Annotated in this window: 13 protein-coding genes and 1 riboswitch; of the genes, 4 read left to right on the forward strand and 9 right to left on the reverse strand. The window is 71.3% G+C overall.

Translation table 11 applies throughout. From position 1 onward, the window contains the following. Positions 1-8 precede the first annotated feature (8 nt). The 3 genes from MTS1_RS07020 to thiM form a co-directional block, all read right to left on the reverse strand. Complete coding sequence (locus MTS1_RS07020; protein ID WP_023952641.1) at positions 9-1,529, reverse strand: bifunctional hydroxymethylpyrimidine kinase/phosphomethylpyrimidine kinase; 1,521 nt, start codon at positions 1,527-1,529, stop codon at positions 9-11. Next, positions 1,526-2,173 carry a thiamine phosphate synthase gene (thiE, locus tag MTS1_RS16810; protein WP_023952643.1) on the reverse strand — a complete coding sequence of 216 codons (648 nt, stop codon included), beginning with the start codon at positions 2,171-2,173 and terminating at the stop codon, positions 1,526-1,528. Before thiE ends, MTS1_RS07020 begins: the two co-directional genes overlap by 4 nt. Then, positions 2,170-2,988, reverse strand: a complete 819-nt coding sequence (gene thiM / locus MTS1_RS07030; RefSeq protein WP_023952646.1) for a hydroxyethylthiazole kinase — start codon at positions 2,986-2,988, stop codon at positions 2,170-2,172. The genes thiE and thiM overlap by 4 nt, the downstream gene beginning before the upstream one ends. Then, positions 2,979-3,075, reverse strand: a riboswitch (TPP riboswitch). It overlaps the preceding gene by 10 nt. 116 nt (positions 3,076-3,191) lie before the next feature. On the opposite strand from thiM, the gene MTS1_RS07035 reads away from it, so the two are divergent. The 3 genes from MTS1_RS07035 (at position 3,192) to MTS1_RS16595 (ending at position 6,375) form a co-directional block, all read left to right on the forward strand. Next, entirely contained in the window at positions 3,192-4,190 is a 999-nt protein-coding gene (locus MTS1_RS07035) for a hypothetical protein (protein WP_023952648.1), read from the forward strand. Between the two features lie 62 nt (positions 4,191-4,252). Further along, positions 4,253-4,759, forward strand: a complete 507-nt coding sequence (locus MTS1_RS07040; protein WP_023952650.1) for a GNAT family N-acetyltransferase — start codon at positions 4,253-4,255, stop codon at positions 4,757-4,759. A 176-nt stretch (positions 4,760-4,935) separates the two neighbouring features. Beyond that, positions 4,936-6,375 carry an HNH endonuclease signature motif containing protein gene (locus MTS1_RS16595; protein WP_023952652.1) on the forward strand — a complete coding sequence of 480 codons (1,440 nt, stop codon included), beginning with the start codon at positions 4,936-4,938 and terminating at the stop codon, positions 6,373-6,375. Positions 6,376-6,420: 45 nt separating this feature from the next. Here the strand turns inward: MTS1_RS16595 and MTS1_RS07050 are convergent, their stop codons facing one another. Beyond that, entirely contained in the window at positions 6,421-7,347 is a 927-nt protein-coding gene (locus MTS1_RS07050) for a cytochrome b/b6 domain-containing protein (protein WP_036304687.1), read from the reverse strand. A gap of 12 nt (positions 7,348-7,359) precedes the next feature. Beyond that, the gene (locus MTS1_RS07055) at positions 7,360-8,136 is read right to left on the reverse strand and encodes an enoyl-CoA hydratase-related protein (RefSeq protein WP_023952655.1); all 777 of its coding nucleotides are present in this window, start codon (positions 8,134-8,136) and stop codon (positions 7,360-7,362) included. Positions 8,137-8,255: 119 nt separating this feature from the next. Here MTS1_RS07055 and MTS1_RS16025 point away from each other — a divergent pair, with 119 nt between their 5' ends. Next, on the forward strand, positions 8,256-12,047 hold the full coding sequence (locus MTS1_RS16025; RefSeq protein WP_023952657.1) for a choice-of-anchor I family protein: 3,792 nt from the start codon (positions 8,256-8,258) through the stop codon (positions 12,045-12,047). Between the two features lie 38 nt (positions 12,048-12,085). On the opposite strand, the gene MTS1_RS07070 is transcribed toward MTS1_RS16025, so the two are convergent. From MTS1_RS07070 to MTS1_RS07085, 4 genes are read right to left on the reverse strand one after another with little or no spacing between them, the layout of a single operon-like run. Further along, positions 12,086-13,276 (reverse strand): bifunctional 2-methylcitrate synthase/citrate synthase, encoded by a 1,191-nt coding sequence (locus tag MTS1_RS07070; protein WP_023952659.1) that lies wholly within the window; start codon positions 13,274-13,276, stop codon positions 12,086-12,088. Between the two features lie 41 nt (positions 13,277-13,317). Further along, positions 13,318-14,244 (reverse strand): methylisocitrate lyase, encoded by a 927-nt coding sequence (gene prpB, locus MTS1_RS07075; protein ID WP_023952660.1) that lies wholly within the window; start codon positions 14,242-14,244, stop codon positions 13,318-13,320. Further along, positions 14,244-15,764 carry an MmgE/PrpD family protein gene (locus tag MTS1_RS07080; protein ID WP_023952661.1) on the reverse strand — a complete coding sequence of 507 codons (1,521 nt, stop codon included), beginning with the start codon at positions 15,762-15,764 and terminating at the stop codon, positions 14,244-14,246. The genes prpB and MTS1_RS07080 overlap by 1 nt, the downstream gene beginning before the upstream one ends. Continuing rightward, positions 15,761-16,423 (reverse strand): GntR family transcriptional regulator, encoded by a 663-nt coding sequence (locus MTS1_RS07085; protein ID WP_023952662.1) that lies wholly within the window; start codon positions 16,421-16,423, stop codon positions 15,761-15,763. The genes MTS1_RS07080 and MTS1_RS07085 overlap by 4 nt, the downstream gene beginning before the upstream one ends. Positions 16,424-16,474: the final 51 nt, after the last annotated feature.

Genomic DNA, 16,474 nt, shown 5'->3' on the forward strand with positions numbered 1-16,474 from the left:
AGCACAGACTAGGCCCCGCGCATAGCCCCTCCCGCCCGTGCTGCGCCGACCAGCGCTGCGACGGGGGCCTCGAAGAAGGCGAGCTCGTGGCGCATCGATCGTTCGAACGCGACGCTCATCCGCTCACGCTCGAACGCCGATGCGCCTGCGGCGGCCCGGTCGGCGATCTCGATCGCGGCACGAGTCGACGCGGCGAACGCGGGGTCGGCATAGGTCGAGAGCCAGTCCCGATACGGATGCCGCGCGTGGGATGCCGCTGCGAACCGCTCGCCCACATCGGAGTAGAGCCAGAAGCACGGCAGGAGGGCGGCGACCAGTTCGCCGTACGAGCCGCGGGCCGACGCCGCATGCAGGTGATCGGTATACGCGAGCGTCGTGGGCGCCGGTTCCGCGGTATCTGCGTCGACGCGCGAGCGATGCAGCTCCGACTCGACTGCGATCGCCGAGGCGGCGGCTTCCGCCCAGAACACCTGTTCATCGCTCCGCGGCGCGAGAGCGCTGGCGCGGGCGAGCACGCGGGCGTACTCCGAGAGGTACAGCGCGTCCTGTTCGAGGTACCAGGCGAACACGGGCTCATCGAGCGACCCCGTGCGCAGCCCGTCGACGAAGCCGCACGCGTCGACGGCTGCGCGCAGCGGAGCCGCCTCGGCCCATACGCGCGCTGTCCACGACACCGACGAGACAGGCGACACCGGCGACGGGAGGTGCGGGCGCAGTTCGTGCAGGTGGTCGACGGGCCCGTTGCCGCGACCGACGCCGAGCGCCGCGCCGGCCGCGATCGCACCGGCCAGCCACGCCGTGGCGCGCGGGAGGGCGTCGGTCCAGTCGACGCCGCTCGCGCCGAGGGTCGCCATCGCCGACGACAGCGAGCATCCGGTGCCGTGCGTGTTGGTCGAGGCGATGCGCCGCCGGGCCACCTCTGCGGCGACGCCGTCCGGCGTCACGATCGCGTCGGGGCAGTCCTCGCCGGCGAGATGCCCGCCCTTGACCAGCACGATCGAGCCCGAGGCGCGGGCGAAGCGCAACGCCTGCGCGAGCGCATCCCGCCACGACCGCGCGACCGGCTCCTCCGTCAGGACGGCCAGCTCGGGGAGGTTGGGCGTCACGAGGGCGGCGCGCCGGCAGAGGTCGCGGATCGCAGCCTCCGCGGCGGGGTCGAGCAGGCGATCGCCGCTCGTGGCGACCATGACGGGGTCCAGCACGACGAGGTCGTGGCCGCGGCGAGCGAGCCAGTCGTCGACGACCGCGATGAGCGGCGCGGAGTGCAGCATCCCGACCTTGATCGCGTCGATCTCGACGTCGTCGCCCACGGCGTCGAGCTGCGCGCGCAGGAACTCAGCCGGAGGCACGTGCACCGCCCGCACGCCGCGGGTGTTCTGCGCCACGAGCGCCGTCACGACGGCCATCCCGTAGCCACCCATCGCGGCGATCGACTTCAGGTCGGCCTGGATGCCGGCGCCGCCCGAGGGGTCGGTGCCGGCGATGCTCAGCACCCGCGGCACCCGGGGCGCCGGTGCCCCCGGGGTCACCGGTCGCCCCCGCGGGCGAAGGCACGGGCCGCGGCGGCGGGATCTGCGGCGCCACAGATCGCCGACACGACGGCGACCCCGGCCGCGCCCGCACGGCGAAGCGGAACGACGTCCTCGGCGACGACGCCGCCGATCGCGACGCACGCGAGCGGCGTGGCCGCGGCGCGTTCGGCGAATCCGTCGATGCCGAGGGCCGGCGGGTGATCGGCCTTCGTCGAGGTCGGCCGGATCACACCGACACCGAGATAATCGAGGGTTCCGTGCGGCATCGCGTGGGCGGCTTGCAGATGCGCGGCCGTGTTCGCCGTCCATCCGATGACGGCGCCCGTCCCGAGCAGCCTGCGCGCGGTCGTGGGAGGGATGTCGTTCTGACCGAGATGCACGCCGTCCACGCGGGCACCCGCATCGATGGCGGCGAGGGCGACGTCGACCCGGTCGTCGATGAGCAGGGGGACCCGTCCGGCGACCACCTCTGACAGCACCCGGGCGCGGCGGACGAGCTCCGCCGCGCTCACTCTCTTGTCGCGCAGCTGCACGACGGTCACGCCCCCGTCGATCGCGGCGTCGACGATCGACGGCAGCGCGTCGGCATCGAGCCGGTCATCGGTGACGAGGTGCAGAGCGAGGTCGACCCGGCGGGTCACCGCGTCGCCTCCGCGCCCGCGAGGTGCGCCTCGACCCGGGACCCGTCGAGGTCCTCGGGGCTCAGCGCCGCGAGCGCGTCGAGGAACGCGACGGCGAACGAGCCGGGGCCGGACGAGACGGATGCCGCGGCCTCGGCCGCGTGCTTGTGCACGACCGACGCGGCGATCGCCGCCGAGAACGGCTCGACGACGCCGAGGAAGGCCGCCATCGTCGCGCCCAGCGAACAGCCCCCGCCGGTCACCCGGGTCAGCAGGGGATCTCCCCCGCGCACCCGCGCGACCCGCTCGCCGTCGGTGATGAGATCGACCTCTCCCGACACCGCGACCACCGTCCCGGTCCGGCGCGCGAGGTCGGCAGCCGCCGCGTGCATCGAGTCCGGGTCGTCGACGCTGTCGACGCCGCGTCCGCCGGAACCGCCGCCGGCGACCGCCGCGACCTCGGAGGCATTGCCCCGGATGATCGCGGGTCGAGCGGCGACGAGCTCCGCCGCGAGAGCGGTGCGGATCGGCAGCATCCCGACCGCGACAGGGTCCAGCACCCAGCGCCGCGTCGCCGCCACGATCTCACGGGCGCTGGCCTGCTGCTGGGGATTCGGGGTGCCGAGGTTGATCAGCACACCGTCGGCGATTCCGGCGAAGATCCCCGCTTCACCGGCGATGTCGACCATGGCAGGACTCGCCCCGAGCGCGAGCAGCGCATTCGCGGTGAACCCGGTGACGACGGCGTTGGTCACGCAGTGGGTGAGCGGAACGGCATCCCGCAGCGCTCGGAGCGCCGCTTCCGGTCCTCGGACGGTGGGCACGACATCGCGCATTTCGACATCCCTTCGCCAGCATTGCACTGGAGCAGGTTCGACGGGTCTGATCTCAGCTCGCGGTCGCGGGCACCCCGTGTCGGGACACGACCATAGCAGGCCGGTTTGCACCCTCTGGACCGCGATGCTTTTCTCCCGGTCCCCGAAGCGCGTAGGTTGCGAGTGAGCGCGCTTCACGGGCCGGCGCGCGAGGGGGTGGGGCCGTGCTGACAGCAGGGGCCGCACTGGTCTGCGCGTGTCTGGCGACCATCGCCGGACTCGTCGGGGTGCTCGCCCTGCGGCCGAGCTGGCGACGCCGCGCTGGACTGCTGCGCTTCGGCATCGTGGGCGCGCTGTCGGCGACGGCGGCGAGCCTGCTGTACCTCGTGCACACGAAGACCGGCGACGCCGCGACCCTCGTCATCAGCGACATCGCCATGGTTCTGGCCCCCGGCCTGGTCTTCGCCGGGCTGGGCTCATTGAGCGGCAGGGTTCTCGCCCGTGCCGGGGTCGCCCTTTCGCTCGCCGCCGTGGTCGGAGTCGTGTCCACGACGGTCGGGATGCCGGCGTCCCTCGCGGTGAAGGTCGTGGTCGTGGCTGCCGCCTGCGGGCTGACCAGCGCCGCGGCGATGCAGCCGGCCATCGCCGCGAGACGCGGATCCCGGCTGCTCGCGGTGACCATGGCCGCGTACGGGGTCTTCTCCCTGTGCCGCGCCGTCGTCGGACTCACCGCCGGGTGGGATTCGCCCCTCTACCGCTCGGCGCTGTCGGTCGTGCCCACGACTGTCGCCGGCGCTGCGCTCGTGCTCCTCAGCGGGATCGCGCTGCTGATGATCCTGTCGGACCGGAGCGCGGCGCTGGCCACGCAGCGCGAGCGCGCCGCCGGGAGGCTCGACCTCGAGCTCGGCCCGACATGGTCGGTCGGCCTGAGCTCGTTCGGCATCGTGCGCGCCGCGCTCGGCCCCGCCCGCGCGGATCGGATGAAAGACGACTTGATCGCCGCGGCACGGACGCTCGATCCGGATGCGGTCGTCGACGCGACGCGGACGGGAACGCGCGTGCGCATCGACGACGACCAGGCTGCCGTCGAGGAGGCGCTCCACGACCGCCTGATCGCTGCCGGGTGGACGCCGGGAGAGGTCAACCTGGTGTCGATCGAGGCAGCGGCGAGCGACGAGGCCGCGGCTGCGGTCGGCGACGGGGCCGGGGCCGGGGCCCGATGACCCCGTCCGCAACCCCCGTTCCTCGATTTCACGCCACCGCCGGCCGCGCGTAGAGTCTGGCCATGGAAGCCGAACTGCAGACCGACATCGTCGTCCGTCCGGTGCGGGATGTCGACGCCGAAGCCCTCGGGCGCGTGCACGCCACCTGCTGGCACGAGACGTACGACCACCTCATCAGCACCGCCGCGCTCCAGAGCGTGTCGCCGCGGCGTCTCGCCGAGCTGTGGACGCACTGGGCCGCACAGGGAGAGGACTTCCGGATGCACGCCGCGCTCGTCCGCGGCGAGATCGTCGGTTTCGTGGGGTCGGGCCCGGCTCGCGATCGCGACGCCCCTCGGATGCGCGAGCTCTACTTCATCTACCTCCTCGACGCGTGGCACGGCACCGGCATCGGCCAGCGCCTCTTCGACGCCGCCGTCGAGAAGGACGAGGGCGTCTACCTGTGGGTCGCGGAGGACAACCCCCGCGCGCACCGCTTCTACGAGCGCAACGGCTTCACGCTCGACGGGCAGACGCACACCGAGCCGTTCCTCGGCGAAACGCTGACCGAGGTCCGTTTCGTCCGCTGAGTCGGAGTTCGCCCCGCTCGGCTAGGTCGCGAGGCTTCGGCGAGCTGACTGGCCTCGACTGGCTATTCGGCCTCGGCGGTTGGCGCCTCTTCTCCCCCGCTGGGCTAGGTCGCGAGTTACCCACAATCGCACTTTTGTTCGAGTTCGATGTCGTACCCCACTGCCATAATGGGAACATGACGGCGAATGGCGGCGGTGGTGAAGTGGGACGCGGAACGCTCGCGCCGTCGCAGGCGCTCGCTTTCTCGCGATACGCCGAGGCTCTCGACCTCTCCCACGCCGCCGACCTCGCCCGCACCCGGGCCCTGGCCGATCTCGGTCGCGCCGCGTTGCGTGAGGCGCGCCGTGATGGGGTGCGGGGGATGGCGTCGGATATGGAGCTGCGGTCGGTCGCGGCCGAGGCGGCGGGGATGGCGCGGCTCACCGACCGGCGGTTGCAGGGTGAGATCGACCATGCGATGACCGTCATCGACGACTATCCTGCGGTGTTCGAGGCGTGGGTTTCGCGGCGGATCGAACGCGGACATGTCGATGTGGTCGTGCGGGTCGGCGCGGGGGTGCCGGTCGAGGTGCGGGATTGGTTCGCGGAAGCCGCGATCATGGTGTGCGAGCGGGATGTGCCCTCCCGGGTGCGCGGTGCGCTCGAGGCTCTGGCGGCCAGGTTGCACCCGCAGACGTTCACCGAGCGGCACAAGACCGCGGCGGCGGAACGGTGCGTACGCGTGTTCCATGGCACGGACGGGATGTCGAACCTCGTCGCGAACCTGCCCACGGTGATCGCGGCGGGGATGCTCGACCGGCTCACGCAGATGGGACAGTCCGTGAAGGACGCCCGCACCGAAGGTGACGGGGCGGGCGGTGCCGGGGCTGGCGCGTATGCCGCCGGGGAGGATGCCGCCGGGATGGCTGGCGCCGGGATGGGTGCAGTCGGCTCGGGTGAGGATGCCGCAGGCGCAGGCGCCGCTGGAGAGGCTGCCGCTGATATGCGGACCATGGATCAGCTGCGCGCAGACATTCTGGGCGACCTGGTGCTCGGCGGGGCACCGGTTGTCGACCCGACCTACGGGACCGACCGGGCCGGTGGGCTCGGGGCGATCCGGGCCCGGGTGCAAGTCGCCGTCACGGCGGAGACCCTGATGGGGCGGGACGAGAACCCCGCCGAAGCCGTCGGGGGCGCGCTGATCGACGCCGACACGGCACGACAGCTCGCGGGACAGGTATCGGAGTGGGACCGACTCTTCATCGACCCCGTCACCAGGACCCCGGTCGAGATCGACACCTACCGGCCCACCGCATCGATGAAGAAACTGCTCACCGCCCGGGATCAGCACTGCCGGTTCCCCGGATGCCGGCGAGCGGCGATCCGCTGCGAACTCGACCACACCGTCGATCACGCTTTGGGTGGGCACACCCACATCTTCAACCTCGCCCACCTCTGCCAACGACACCACTCCATGAAGCAGTTCACGAGGTGGGAAGTCCGGCAGGTCGGTGGCGGGGTCCTGGAATGGACCTCACCCCTCGGGCGGATCTACCGCGAAGACGTACCCATACCCGCGGTGAGCTTCACCATCGACACCGCAAACCCGCCACCGGATGAACCACCACCTTTCTGACATCGCGTGATGACGCGGGCGTGATCTCCGACCCGCAGGCGCGCGTCAACGGGTGATGGTCGTGCCGAACAATCGTGCGATCGGTACGAGGACAGCGGGGCGAGCGGCGACGCACGCGCCGACGATGACGCCGAGCGACAGCACGAAGAGCCAGAACCCGGTCCAGTTGTCGGCGTACGCCGCCGGGTCGGCCGACCCTTGCGCGGCATACATGTGATTGAGGTTGCGAAGCGCTCCCGTGGCCAGGACGAGAGCGACATGGGTCACGATGAAGACGACGAAGAAGAGCATCACCAGCACGTGCAGGCGTCGCGCCCACTCGATCGGATACAGACGGTTGAGCCTCCCGTCACCACGCGGCCAGACGGTGCTGAGGCGCGCACCGGTGGCGACCGCGAGCGGAGCAGCGACGAACACCGTCGTGGCGTAGGCGAGCTGCTGCAGGCTGTTGTAGTTGACCCAGCCGTTCTCCGTCGGCCAATCGAGCGACACGTATTGCAACGCCGCCGACACCGCGTTCGGCACGACCTCCCAGCTCGTCGGCACGATGCGCATCCACTGTCCGGTCGCGAAGAGCAGGATCACGAACACGACGCCATTGCCCATCCAGAGCACATCGAGCGCCTGATGGAACCAGATCGTGAGGCTCGTCCGGCGCTTCGGCCTGCCCCGCGGCGACCAGAACACCCTCGGACGCTTCTCCTCCCGCGCCTGCAGACCCGTGCGGATGATCAGCACCATCAGGAAGGCGTTGAAGAAGTGCTGCCAGGCGAGCCACGGCGGAATCCCGACCGGCGCCCCCGCCGGCAGCGGGTATGCGCCCGGGTACCGCTCGACGAACCCACGCATCGCATCGAGGCTCAGCGCCCAGCGGGCGAACGCGACGGCTCCCGCGGCCGCGAGCACCAGGGCCACGCCGAGGACGGCGACCAGCGTCGCCCGTCGGCGCGCGGCGGACCCGCGTTCGAGCATCACCGCAGAAGGTCAGCGGTGTCGGAACTCGGGGCTGCGCTTCTCGGCGAAGGCGGCCATGCCTTCCTTCTGGTCCTCGAGGGCGAACAACGACGCGAAGAGCGTCCGCTCGAGGCGGAGGCCCTCGGCCGCGGTCGTCTCCTGCGAGGCGCGCAACGCCTGCTTGGCGGCATAGGCGACGGGAAGCGAGCGCGACGCGATCCGATCGGCCACCGCACCGGCTTCCTCGAGCAGCTTTTCCGCCGGAACAACACGCGAGACGAGGCCGGCCCGCTCCGCCTCTTCCGCCGGCATCCGCCGTCCGGTCAGCACGAGCTCGGCGGCCTTGTAATAGCCGATCGCACGCGCCAGTCGCTGCGTTCCTCCGATGCCCGGAATCACGCCGAGGTCGATCTCCGGCTGCCCGAACACCGCGGTGTCGGCGGCCAGCACGATGTCGCACATCATCGCCAGCTCGCACCCGCCGCCGAGCGCGAACCCGGCAACCGCCGCGACGACAGGGGTACGCACCCGCGCGAAGTCCTCGAGCGCGGCGAAAGGGCTCTCCATGGACATGTCTCGGGCGCTCTTGCCCGCCATCTCCTTGATGTCCGCACCCGCCGCGAACGCTCGCTCCGAGCCGGTCACCACGATCGCTCCGATCGCCTCGTCGCGGTCGAACGCCATGGCCGCGTCGGCGAGTTCGGCGACGAGCGTCGAGTTCAGGGCGTTCAACGCCTCCGGTCGGTTCAGTGTCAGCCAGCCGACGCGCCCTCGCGTCTCGCTGACGATGGTCGTGTAGTCGCTCATCCCCTCATCGTGCCACGCGCCTCTCCGCGCGTCTCCGATCGGTTGCCGGGCATTCACATGCCGGACACGTGCGGAGAGTACTCACGACCTGCACCCGTTCACCCGACCAGAGGACACCTATGCCTTCGCCTGCCCGGAGCCGCACGGTTCCCCGCACGCTCGCCGCCGTCGCGACGGCCGCACTCACCTGCACGCTGGCGCTGACGCCGCTCACCACGGCATCCGCCGCGATCGTCAGCGAACCGATCACCGACTCCGCTCCCGGTGCCGCACTCGCACTGACGCCGATCGGCACGCACGAGACCGGCGTCTTCGACGAGTCGGCCGCCGAGATCGTGCAGTCGTACCGCGACCGCCTCTACGTCGTCAACGCGCAGGCCGGCTCGGTGACGGTGCTCGACAACAGCGACCCGACCACGCCGGTCGAGCTGTTCACCATCGCCGATGCCGGCACGGCGAACTCCCTCGCGATCCGCGACGACGGTCTCGGCGTCGTGGCCTTCGAGGCCGAGGACAAGACCGCGAACGGGTCACTGGTCTTCTTCGACGCGAACGCCGGCGACGCGGCATCCGCTCGCCTCGGCTCGGTCACCGTCGGCGCCCTGCCCGATATGGTCACGATCTCGAAGGACGGCGCGTACGCGGTCGTCGCGAACGAGGGCGAGCCCGCCGACGACTTCTCGGTCGACCCGGAAGGATCCGTCGGTGTCGTCGCGCTTCCCAAGACCGTCTCGGCTCCCGCGCAGGCGGCCGTGCGCATCGCGGGCTTCGGCGCGTTCGAGCCCGGCGGCTCGAAGACGCTTCCGGCCGGCGTGCGCGTGTTCGGACCGGACGTCGCGGCACCGGACCAGGGAGACAAGCCCCTCGACGCCAACCGTGTCAGCCGCAACCTCGAGCCCGAGTACATCACCGTCGACGGCACGACCGCTTACGCGGCGCTCCAGGAGGCGAACGCGATCGCCGTCGTCGACCTCGCCAAGGCCGAGGTCACCAAGGTCGTCCCGCTCGGGTTCAAGGATCACGGCGCGACCGGCAACGGGCTCGACGCGAGCGATAAGGACGGCGCGATCAACATCGCCACCTACGCCGGCCTGAAGGGCGTCTACATGCCCGACGGCATCCAGTCGTACTCGGCCACGGCGGGCGGCAAGGCCACGACCTACCTCGTCACCGCCAACGAGGGTGACGCCCGCGAGTGGGGCGACTACGCGGAGGCCGTCCGTGTGAAGGACCTCGGCAAGAAGGGGCTCCCGGCCGTCTGCGCCGATTCCCCCCTCGCGGCGCAGCTCGGCGATGCAGCCCTCGGACGCCTGAACGTCACGATCGAGGACGGTCTGCGCGCGGACGGCAGCTGCTACGACGAGCTGCACTCCTTCGGCGGTCGCTCGTTCTCGATCTGGGGCACCGACGGCTCGCTGGTGTTCGACTCCGGCGACCAGTTCGAGCAGATCCTCGCGCGCGTCGTGCCCGAGTACGTCAACTCGAACCACACCGAGGCCAACCTCGAGGGACGCAGCGACGACAAGGGCCCCGAGCCCGAGAACCTGTCGATCGGCACGGTCGGCGGCCGCACGTACGCCTTCATCGGCTTCGAGCGCGTCGGCGGCGTCATCGTCTACGACATCACGGACCCGAAGGCACCGGCTTACGTCACGTACGTCAACAACCGCGACTTCAGCGCCGCCGCCGACGCGCCGGCTGCGGGCGACCTCGGCCCGGAGGGCATCCAGTTCATCCCGGCGCACCGCTCACCCTCGGGACAGGCTCTCCTCGTCGTCGGCAACGAGGTGTCGGGCAGCACGACGGTCTACGGCATCGAGCAGCTCGTCGGCGGCGCGCCGGTGACGCAGCCCGACATCCGCATCCTGACGATCAACGACTTCCACGGCCGTCTCGTGCCGGAGTCGAACGGCGTGGCGGGCGCCGCGGTGCTGGCGGGGGCCGTGGAGTCGTTCCGTCGGCAGAACCCGAACACGCTGTTCGTCTCGGCGGGCGACAACATCGGCGCATCGGCGTTCGAATCGTTCATCGACGCCGATAGCCCGACGATCGACGCCCTGCACACCGCGGGACTTGACGCGAGCGCGGTGGGCAATCACGAGTTCGACCGCGGGTTCGCCGACCTCACCGACCGCGTTATCCCCCGCTACGAGGGCGACGCGGATGCCGACGCGTTCAGCGACCTCGCACTCGGCGCGAACGTCTTCGTGAAGGGCACCGATGAGCACGCCCTCAAGTCCTACACGATCAGGGAGGTCGACGGCACGAAGGTCGCCTTCGTCGGCACCGTGACCGAGCAGACCGCGGGCATGGTGAGCCCGCAGGGCATCGCGGGCATCGAGTTCCGCGACCAGGTCGCATCGGCCAACGATGCCGCGTCCGCGGCGGTCGACGACGGCGCCGATGTCGTGGTTCTCCTCGCTCACGAGGGATCCGCCGGCTCGGACTGCGCCGCGATCGCGACCGAGACCGGCGACTTCGGCGACCTCGTCCGCGGCGCGTCCGACGACATCGACGCGATCGTCTCCGCTCACACGCACCAGAGGTACGCGTGCGAGATCGGCGGCCGCCCGGTGATCCAGGCTCACCAGTACGGCACGACGCTGGGCTCGCTCGACATCGAGCTCACGGATGCCGGCGACCTCGCGTCGATCACCCCCGGTACCGTGTCGCTGTACGACACGACCGTCGGCCAGTACATCGCCTACCCCGACACCGAGACGGCCCAGGTCGTCGCGAACGCGGTGCGCATCGCGGACGAGAAGGGCCGCGTGCAGGTCGGCTCGATCACCGCCGACATCCTGCGCGGCAAGACCGCGTCGGGCTCGGAGGACCGCGGCGTGCACTCGACGCTCGGCAACACCGTCGCCGACGTCTACCTGTGGGCCACGTCGCAGAACCCCGCCTACGGCGGGCGCGACGCCGAGGTGGCGTTCATGAACCCGGGCGGCCTGCGCGCCGACCTGATGTTCGGCGACGACAACGGCGCTGTGTCATACCGCGAGGTCGCCAACGTCCAGCCGTTCGCGAACACCCTGGTCACGCTCGAGCTCACCCCGGCACAGATCAAGCAGGTGCTCGAGGAGCAGTGGCAGCCGGCAGGAGCGTCGCGCCCCAAGCTCGCGATGGGCGTGTCGAAGGGCTTCACGTTCGAATACGACCCCGAGGCGACGCGTGGCTCGCACATCCGCTCGATGCAGCTGAACGGTGAGCAGCTCGCGCTCGACGACACCACCACGAAGATCCGCGTCGTCACCAACTCGTTCCTCGCGGGCGGCGGCGACAACTTCGGCACCTTCGCGACGGGCACCGGCACGGCGGATTCGGGCCAGGTCGACCTGCAGGCGACCGTGGAGTTCTTCGCCGCCGTGGGCCCGGTCTCACCCGCACCGGCGAACCGCGCCTACCTCGCCGGCGAGCAGCCGCCGGTCGAGCAGCCCGGCTTTCCCGGTCCCGGTGCCCCCGGCGGCGAACCGGGCGAGCCCGGCGAGCCCGGCGAGCCCGGCGAGCCCGTGCAGCCGTGGGCGACCGTCGAGCTCGGCAGCGGCACCGTCGCGCAGGGCGGCACGCTCGCCGTGACGGTGACGGGCCTCGAGCCGGGGCAGCGGGTCGCCGCGACGCTGTTCAGCGAGCCGATCGCCGTCAGCGGCATCCCCGCAGCCGACGCCTCCGGCCGCACGGCGTTCTCGATCGCGATCCCGCGGGACTTCGAGGTCGGCGCGCACCGCCTCGTCGTGACGTCGGGCTCGCTCGCACCGATCGAGGTCGGCGTGACGGTGACGGCCGCCGCGCCTGCGGGCACGATCGCCGTCACCGGCGGGACCGCCCCGATCGGGTTCGCGGTGGCGGGCGTCCTCGCCCTCGCGCTCGGTGGCCTGCTGGTCGCCGCGCGTCGCCGCCGAGCCGCCTGACCAGCCCGAATAGGCCCGGGCCAGCCCCGAGGAAGTCGTCAGCCGGCGGCTTCCTCGGGGCGCTCTGCTGCCTCGACCTCGGCCTCGTCCGCGACGTATCCGTCGACGTGCCGCTCGGCGGGGCCGTCGTACGCCGACAGCGGGCGGATGAGCGCGTTGGCGGCGTACTGCTCCATGATGTGCGCCGTCCAGCCGACCACCCGGGCCGCGACGAACAGCGGCGTGAAGGTGACGGTGTCGAACCCCATGAGGTTGTACGCCGGCCCCGACGGGTAGTCGAGGTTCGGGTAGATGCCCTTGCGGCCGGTGAACTCGCGCTCGAGGGCGTCGTAGAGCTCCGCGACATCCGGGCGATCGTAGTGGGCGACCAGCGCGTCCAGCGCCGCTTTCATCGTCGGCACCCGCGAATCGCCGCGCTTGTAGACGCGGTGACCGAACCCCATGATCTTCCGCTTCTCGGCGAGCGCCCGGTCGAGCCAGGCCTCGACGGCGGCGGCATCCCCGATCTCGTCGAAGACGTGCATCACGGCCTCGTTGGCGCCGCCGTGCAGCGGCCCCTTCAGCGCCCCGATCGCGCCCACCACCGCGGAGTACAGGTCGCTGAGCGTCGACGCGATGACCCGCGCCGTGAAGGTCGAGGCGTTGAACGAGTGCTCGGCATAGAGGATCAGCGACCGGTTGAACGCGTCGACCACGACCGGATCGGGCTCCTCACCGAAGGTCATCCACAGGAAGTTCGCCGCGTCGTCGAGGTCGTCGCGCGGCTCGATGATCTCGAGCCCCCGACGGCGACGCTGCCCGTAGGCGACGACCGCGGGCAGCACCGCAAACAGGCGCAGGCTTCGCTCGCGGTTGCGCTCGGGCGTCCCCACCGCCTCGAGAACGGATGCCGCGCCGGCGGTGTCGAGAGCGCCGAGAACGCTCACGGCGGTCCGCACCTCGTCCATCGGGTGCGCGTCCACCGGCATCCGGTCGATCGCCTCACGCAGCTCCGGCGGCAGCGCACGGTGCGGCCGAGCCCGTCGGCGCTGCTCGGCGAGCTGGTCGCCGGTCGGCAGCTCGCCGTGCCACAGCAGATGCGCCACGGCATCGACCGGCTGGGTCGCCGCGAGCTCCTGCACCGGGTACCCCCGGTAGAGCAGCGAGTTCGTCTCCGGATTCACCTTCGAGATCGCCGTCACATCGGCGACGACCCCCACGAGCCCCTTGCGGATGTCTTGCTCGGTCATGTTCTGTTCCCTCTCCGTCGAGTAGCCAGAATCTGCGGGTCTCAGCCCCGGTCGATCGACTCATTCTGGCGAGTCGACAGGGTGAAGTCGAAGACCGACGAGTCGAATCGCGTGTAGCCCTCGTAGTCGACGAGGTCGTACAGGTCGGCGCGGTGCTGCATCTCGCCGAGCTTCGCGGTCAGGTTCCCGGCCGTCGTGAGCTCGTCGAGCGCGCGGCCCGCCGCACCCATCGCGATGCGCAGCAGCGAGACCGGCCAGATGACGATCCGCACGCCCGCGTCGCGCAGCTGGTCCACCGTGAACAGCTCCGACTTCCCGAACTCGGTCATATTCGCCAGGATCGGCACGTCGAGGGCCGACGCCATCGCCTCGAACTCCGCGAGGTCGCGCATCGCCTCGGGGAAGATCGCGTCGGCCCCGGCGTCGACGAGCGCGCGGGCGCGGTCGACAGCCGCATCCATCCCCTCGATCCCCCGCACGTCGGTGCGCGCCATGATGAGGAAGTTCGCGTCGCGCCGGGCATCGACGGCAGCCCGGATGCGGCCCACCGCCGTGTTCTCGTCAACGACGCTCTTCCCGTCGAGATGCCCGCATCGCTTGGGGTTGACCTGGTCCTCGACGTGGCATCCCGCGAGCCCGGCATCCTCGAGCGTCTGAATCGTACGGGCGACGTTCATCGGCTCGCCGAACCCCGTGTCGGCGTCGATGATCGCCGGAAGCTCGGTCATCCGCGCGATCTGCTGTCCGCGTCCGGCGACCTCGCTGAGCGTGGTGAGACCGACGTCGGGGAGCCCGAGGTCTGCCGCGATGACCGCGCCCGATACGTACACGCCGTCGAAGCCGTGCTGCTCGATGAGCCGGGCCGAGAGCGGGTTGAATGCTCCCGGGAAGCGCAGCGTCTCACCGCTCGCGAGTCGTTCCCGCAGCACGCGGCGCTTGTCGGCCGCCGTGGTCTGCGAATACAGCATCAGAACAGCCCCCGCGGGTTCGGTGCCGACGCGATGACTCCCTCGCGCGCGACGATGTTCAGTTCGCGCACCTCGTCAGCCGTGAGCTCGGGCAGGCGCTGGGCGAGGTCGAGGAAGCGCTCGATCTCGGCCGGTTCGAGCACGGGCTCGGCGAGGATCCGGAACTTGCGGATGTAGTCCTCGCGGGCGAACGGCCGGGCCCCGAGCGGGTGGGCGTCGGCGACGGCGATCTCGTCGACGATCGTCGAGCCGTCGGCCATCCGGATCTCGACGCGTCCGCCGAACGCCTTCTCCGCCGGATCCTCCGAATGGTAGCGCCGGGTCCACTCGGCATCCTCGGCCGTCGTGATCCGCCGCCACAGGGCGATCGTGTCGGGGCGGGCCGCGCGCTCGGGCGTATACGAGTCGACGTGGTGCCACCCGCCGTCCTGCAGCGCGACCGCGAAGATGTACGGGATGGAGTGGTCGAGCGTCTCGCGCGACGCGGTCGGGTCGTACTTCTGCGGGTCGTTCGCGCCCGAGCCGATGACGTAGTGCGTGTGGTGGCTCGTGTGCAGGACGATGCTCTCGACGTTCGTCGGGTCGCGCAGCTCGGGGTGCTCGCCGTGGAGCTTGCGGGCGAGGTCGATCCACGCCTGCGCCTGGTACTCGGCAGAGTGCTCCTTCGTGTACGAGTCGAGGATGCCGCGCTTGGCCTCCCCCGGCGCCGGCAGCGGCACGGTGTAGGCGGCGTCCGGTCCGTCGAGCAGCCACGCGATGACGCCGTCCTCGCCCTCGTAGATCGGGTTCGGGCTCGTCTCGCCGCGCATCGCGCGGTCGACGGCCTCGACCGCGAGCTTGCCGGCGAACGCGGGCGCGTGCGCCTTCCAGGTCGAGATCTCGCCCTTGCGCGACTGGCGGGTCGCCGTCGTCGTGTGCAGCGCCTGGCCGACCGCCTGGTAGATCGTCGGGGTGTCGAGCCCGAGCAGCGTGCCGATGCCGGCGGCGGCCGAAGGCCCGAGGTGGGCGACGTGGTCGATCTTGTGCTTGTGCAGGCAGATGGCCCGCACGAGGTCGATCTGGATCTCGTACCCGGTCGCGAGGCCCCGCACGAGCGCCGCGCCGTCGGCACCGACGTGCTGAGCGACCGCGAGGATCGGCGGGATGTTGTCGCCGGGGTGCGAGTAGTCGGCGGCGAGGAAGGTGTCGTGGTAATCGAGCTCGCGCACCGCGACGCCGTTCCCCCACGCGGCCCACTCGGGGCTCGTGCGGTCGGTCACGCCGAACACGCTCGCCCCCGCGCCGCCCCGCGAGACCGGGTGGTCGAGCGCCTGCGCGCGGGCCGAGCTGACGGGCGCCCGGGTGAGCGATGCCGCTGCCACGGCGGCGTTGTCGATGATGCGGTTCACGATCATGTCGACGACCTCGGGCTCGACCTCGACGGGGTCGACGGCGACCTCCGCGATCTTCCAGGCGAGCTGGTCCTCGCGTGCGAGCTCCTCGTCGCTGCGGTGGACGCGGACGTGATGGCTGACGGTCATGCGGATGCCTCCAGGGAGTCGAGGATGCTGGTCAGGGCGTTGTGCAGGTGGACATGGGTCGCGTGGGCCGCGAGGTCGGCGTCGCGGGCGGCGATCGCGCTCGCGATGAGCCGGTGCTCCCCGATCGACGCGGCGAGCCGCGCGGGGTTGTCGCGCGCGAGGCGCCGGACCCGCACGAGGTGAGCGCGAACCTTCGTGAGCGCCGACGTCAGGTAGGCATTGCCGGCCGCGTCGTCGAGGGCGGCGTCGAAGCGTGCGATGAGCGCGTAGTACGCGTCCGGGTCGCCCGCGGCTGGCGCCTCAGGCTGCGCCGTGCGCTCGAACGCCGCGGCGAGTTCGGCGAACAGCGCGGCGTCGCCCCGGGATGCCGCGAGCCGTGCGGCGGTCTCTTCCAGCGCACGCCGCACCTCGAAGAGCGATCGGATGTCGTCGCGATCGATGTCGGCGACGACCGTCACCCGCGGCGAAGCCTGACGCACGAGGCCGTCGGCCGCGAGCCGCCGCAGGGCCTCGCGCAGCGGCGTGCGGCTGACGCCCAGCCGGGTCGCCTGCTCCACCTCGCCGAGCACCGCGCCGGGCGCGAGGTCGCCGTTCTGGATCTCGGTCAGCAGAGCGGCGTACGCGCGCTCTCCCGCTCGTGCTCCACCCTCGGCCGCCATGCGGCGATTGTATACACAAGAGCACGCAAACGGGCCCATATCACCGGAATC

Origin of the sequence: Microbacterium sp. TS-1 (assembly GCF_000509385.1) — a bacterium.
Lineage (GTDB): Bacteria > Actinomycetota > Actinomycetes > Actinomycetales > Microbacteriaceae > Microbacterium > Microbacterium arborescens.

Coding starts and splice junctions, on each gene's coding strand:
- thiM (WP_023952646.1), bottom strand. CDS start 2,988: ATGCGCGATGTCGTGCCCACCGTCCGAGGACCGGAAGCGGCGCTCCGA.
- MTS1_RS07040 (WP_023952650.1), top strand. CDS start 4,253: ATGGAAGCCGAACTGCAGACCGACATCGTCGTCCGTCCGGTGCGGGAT.
- MTS1_RS16595 (WP_023952652.1), top strand. CDS start 4,936: ATGACGGCGAATGGCGGCGGTGGTGAAGTGGGACGCGGAACGCTCGCG.
- MTS1_RS07050 (WP_036304687.1), bottom strand. CDS start 7,347: ATGCTCGAACGCGGGTCCGCCGCGCGCCGACGGGCGACGCTGGTCGCC.
- MTS1_RS07055 (WP_023952655.1), bottom strand. CDS start 8,136: ATGAGCGACTACACGACCATCGTCAGCGAGACGCGAGGGCGCGTCGGC.
- MTS1_RS16025 (WP_023952657.1), top strand. CDS start 8,256: ATGCCTTCGCCTGCCCGGAGCCGCACGGTTCCCCGCACGCTCGCCGCC.
- MTS1_RS07070 (WP_023952659.1), bottom strand. CDS start 13,276: ATGACCGAGCAAGACATCCGCAAGGGGCTCGTGGGGGTCGTCGCCGAT.
- prpB (WP_023952660.1), bottom strand. CDS start 14,244: ATGCTGTATTCGCAGACCACGGCGGCCGACAAGCGCCGCGTGCTGCGG.
- MTS1_RS07080 (WP_023952661.1), bottom strand. CDS start 15,764: ATGACCGTCAGCCATCACGTCCGCGTCCACCGCAGCGACGAGGAGCTC.
- MTS1_RS07085 (WP_023952662.1), bottom strand. CDS start 16,423: ATGGCGGCCGAGGGTGGAGCACGAGCGGGAGAGCGCGCGTACGCCGCT.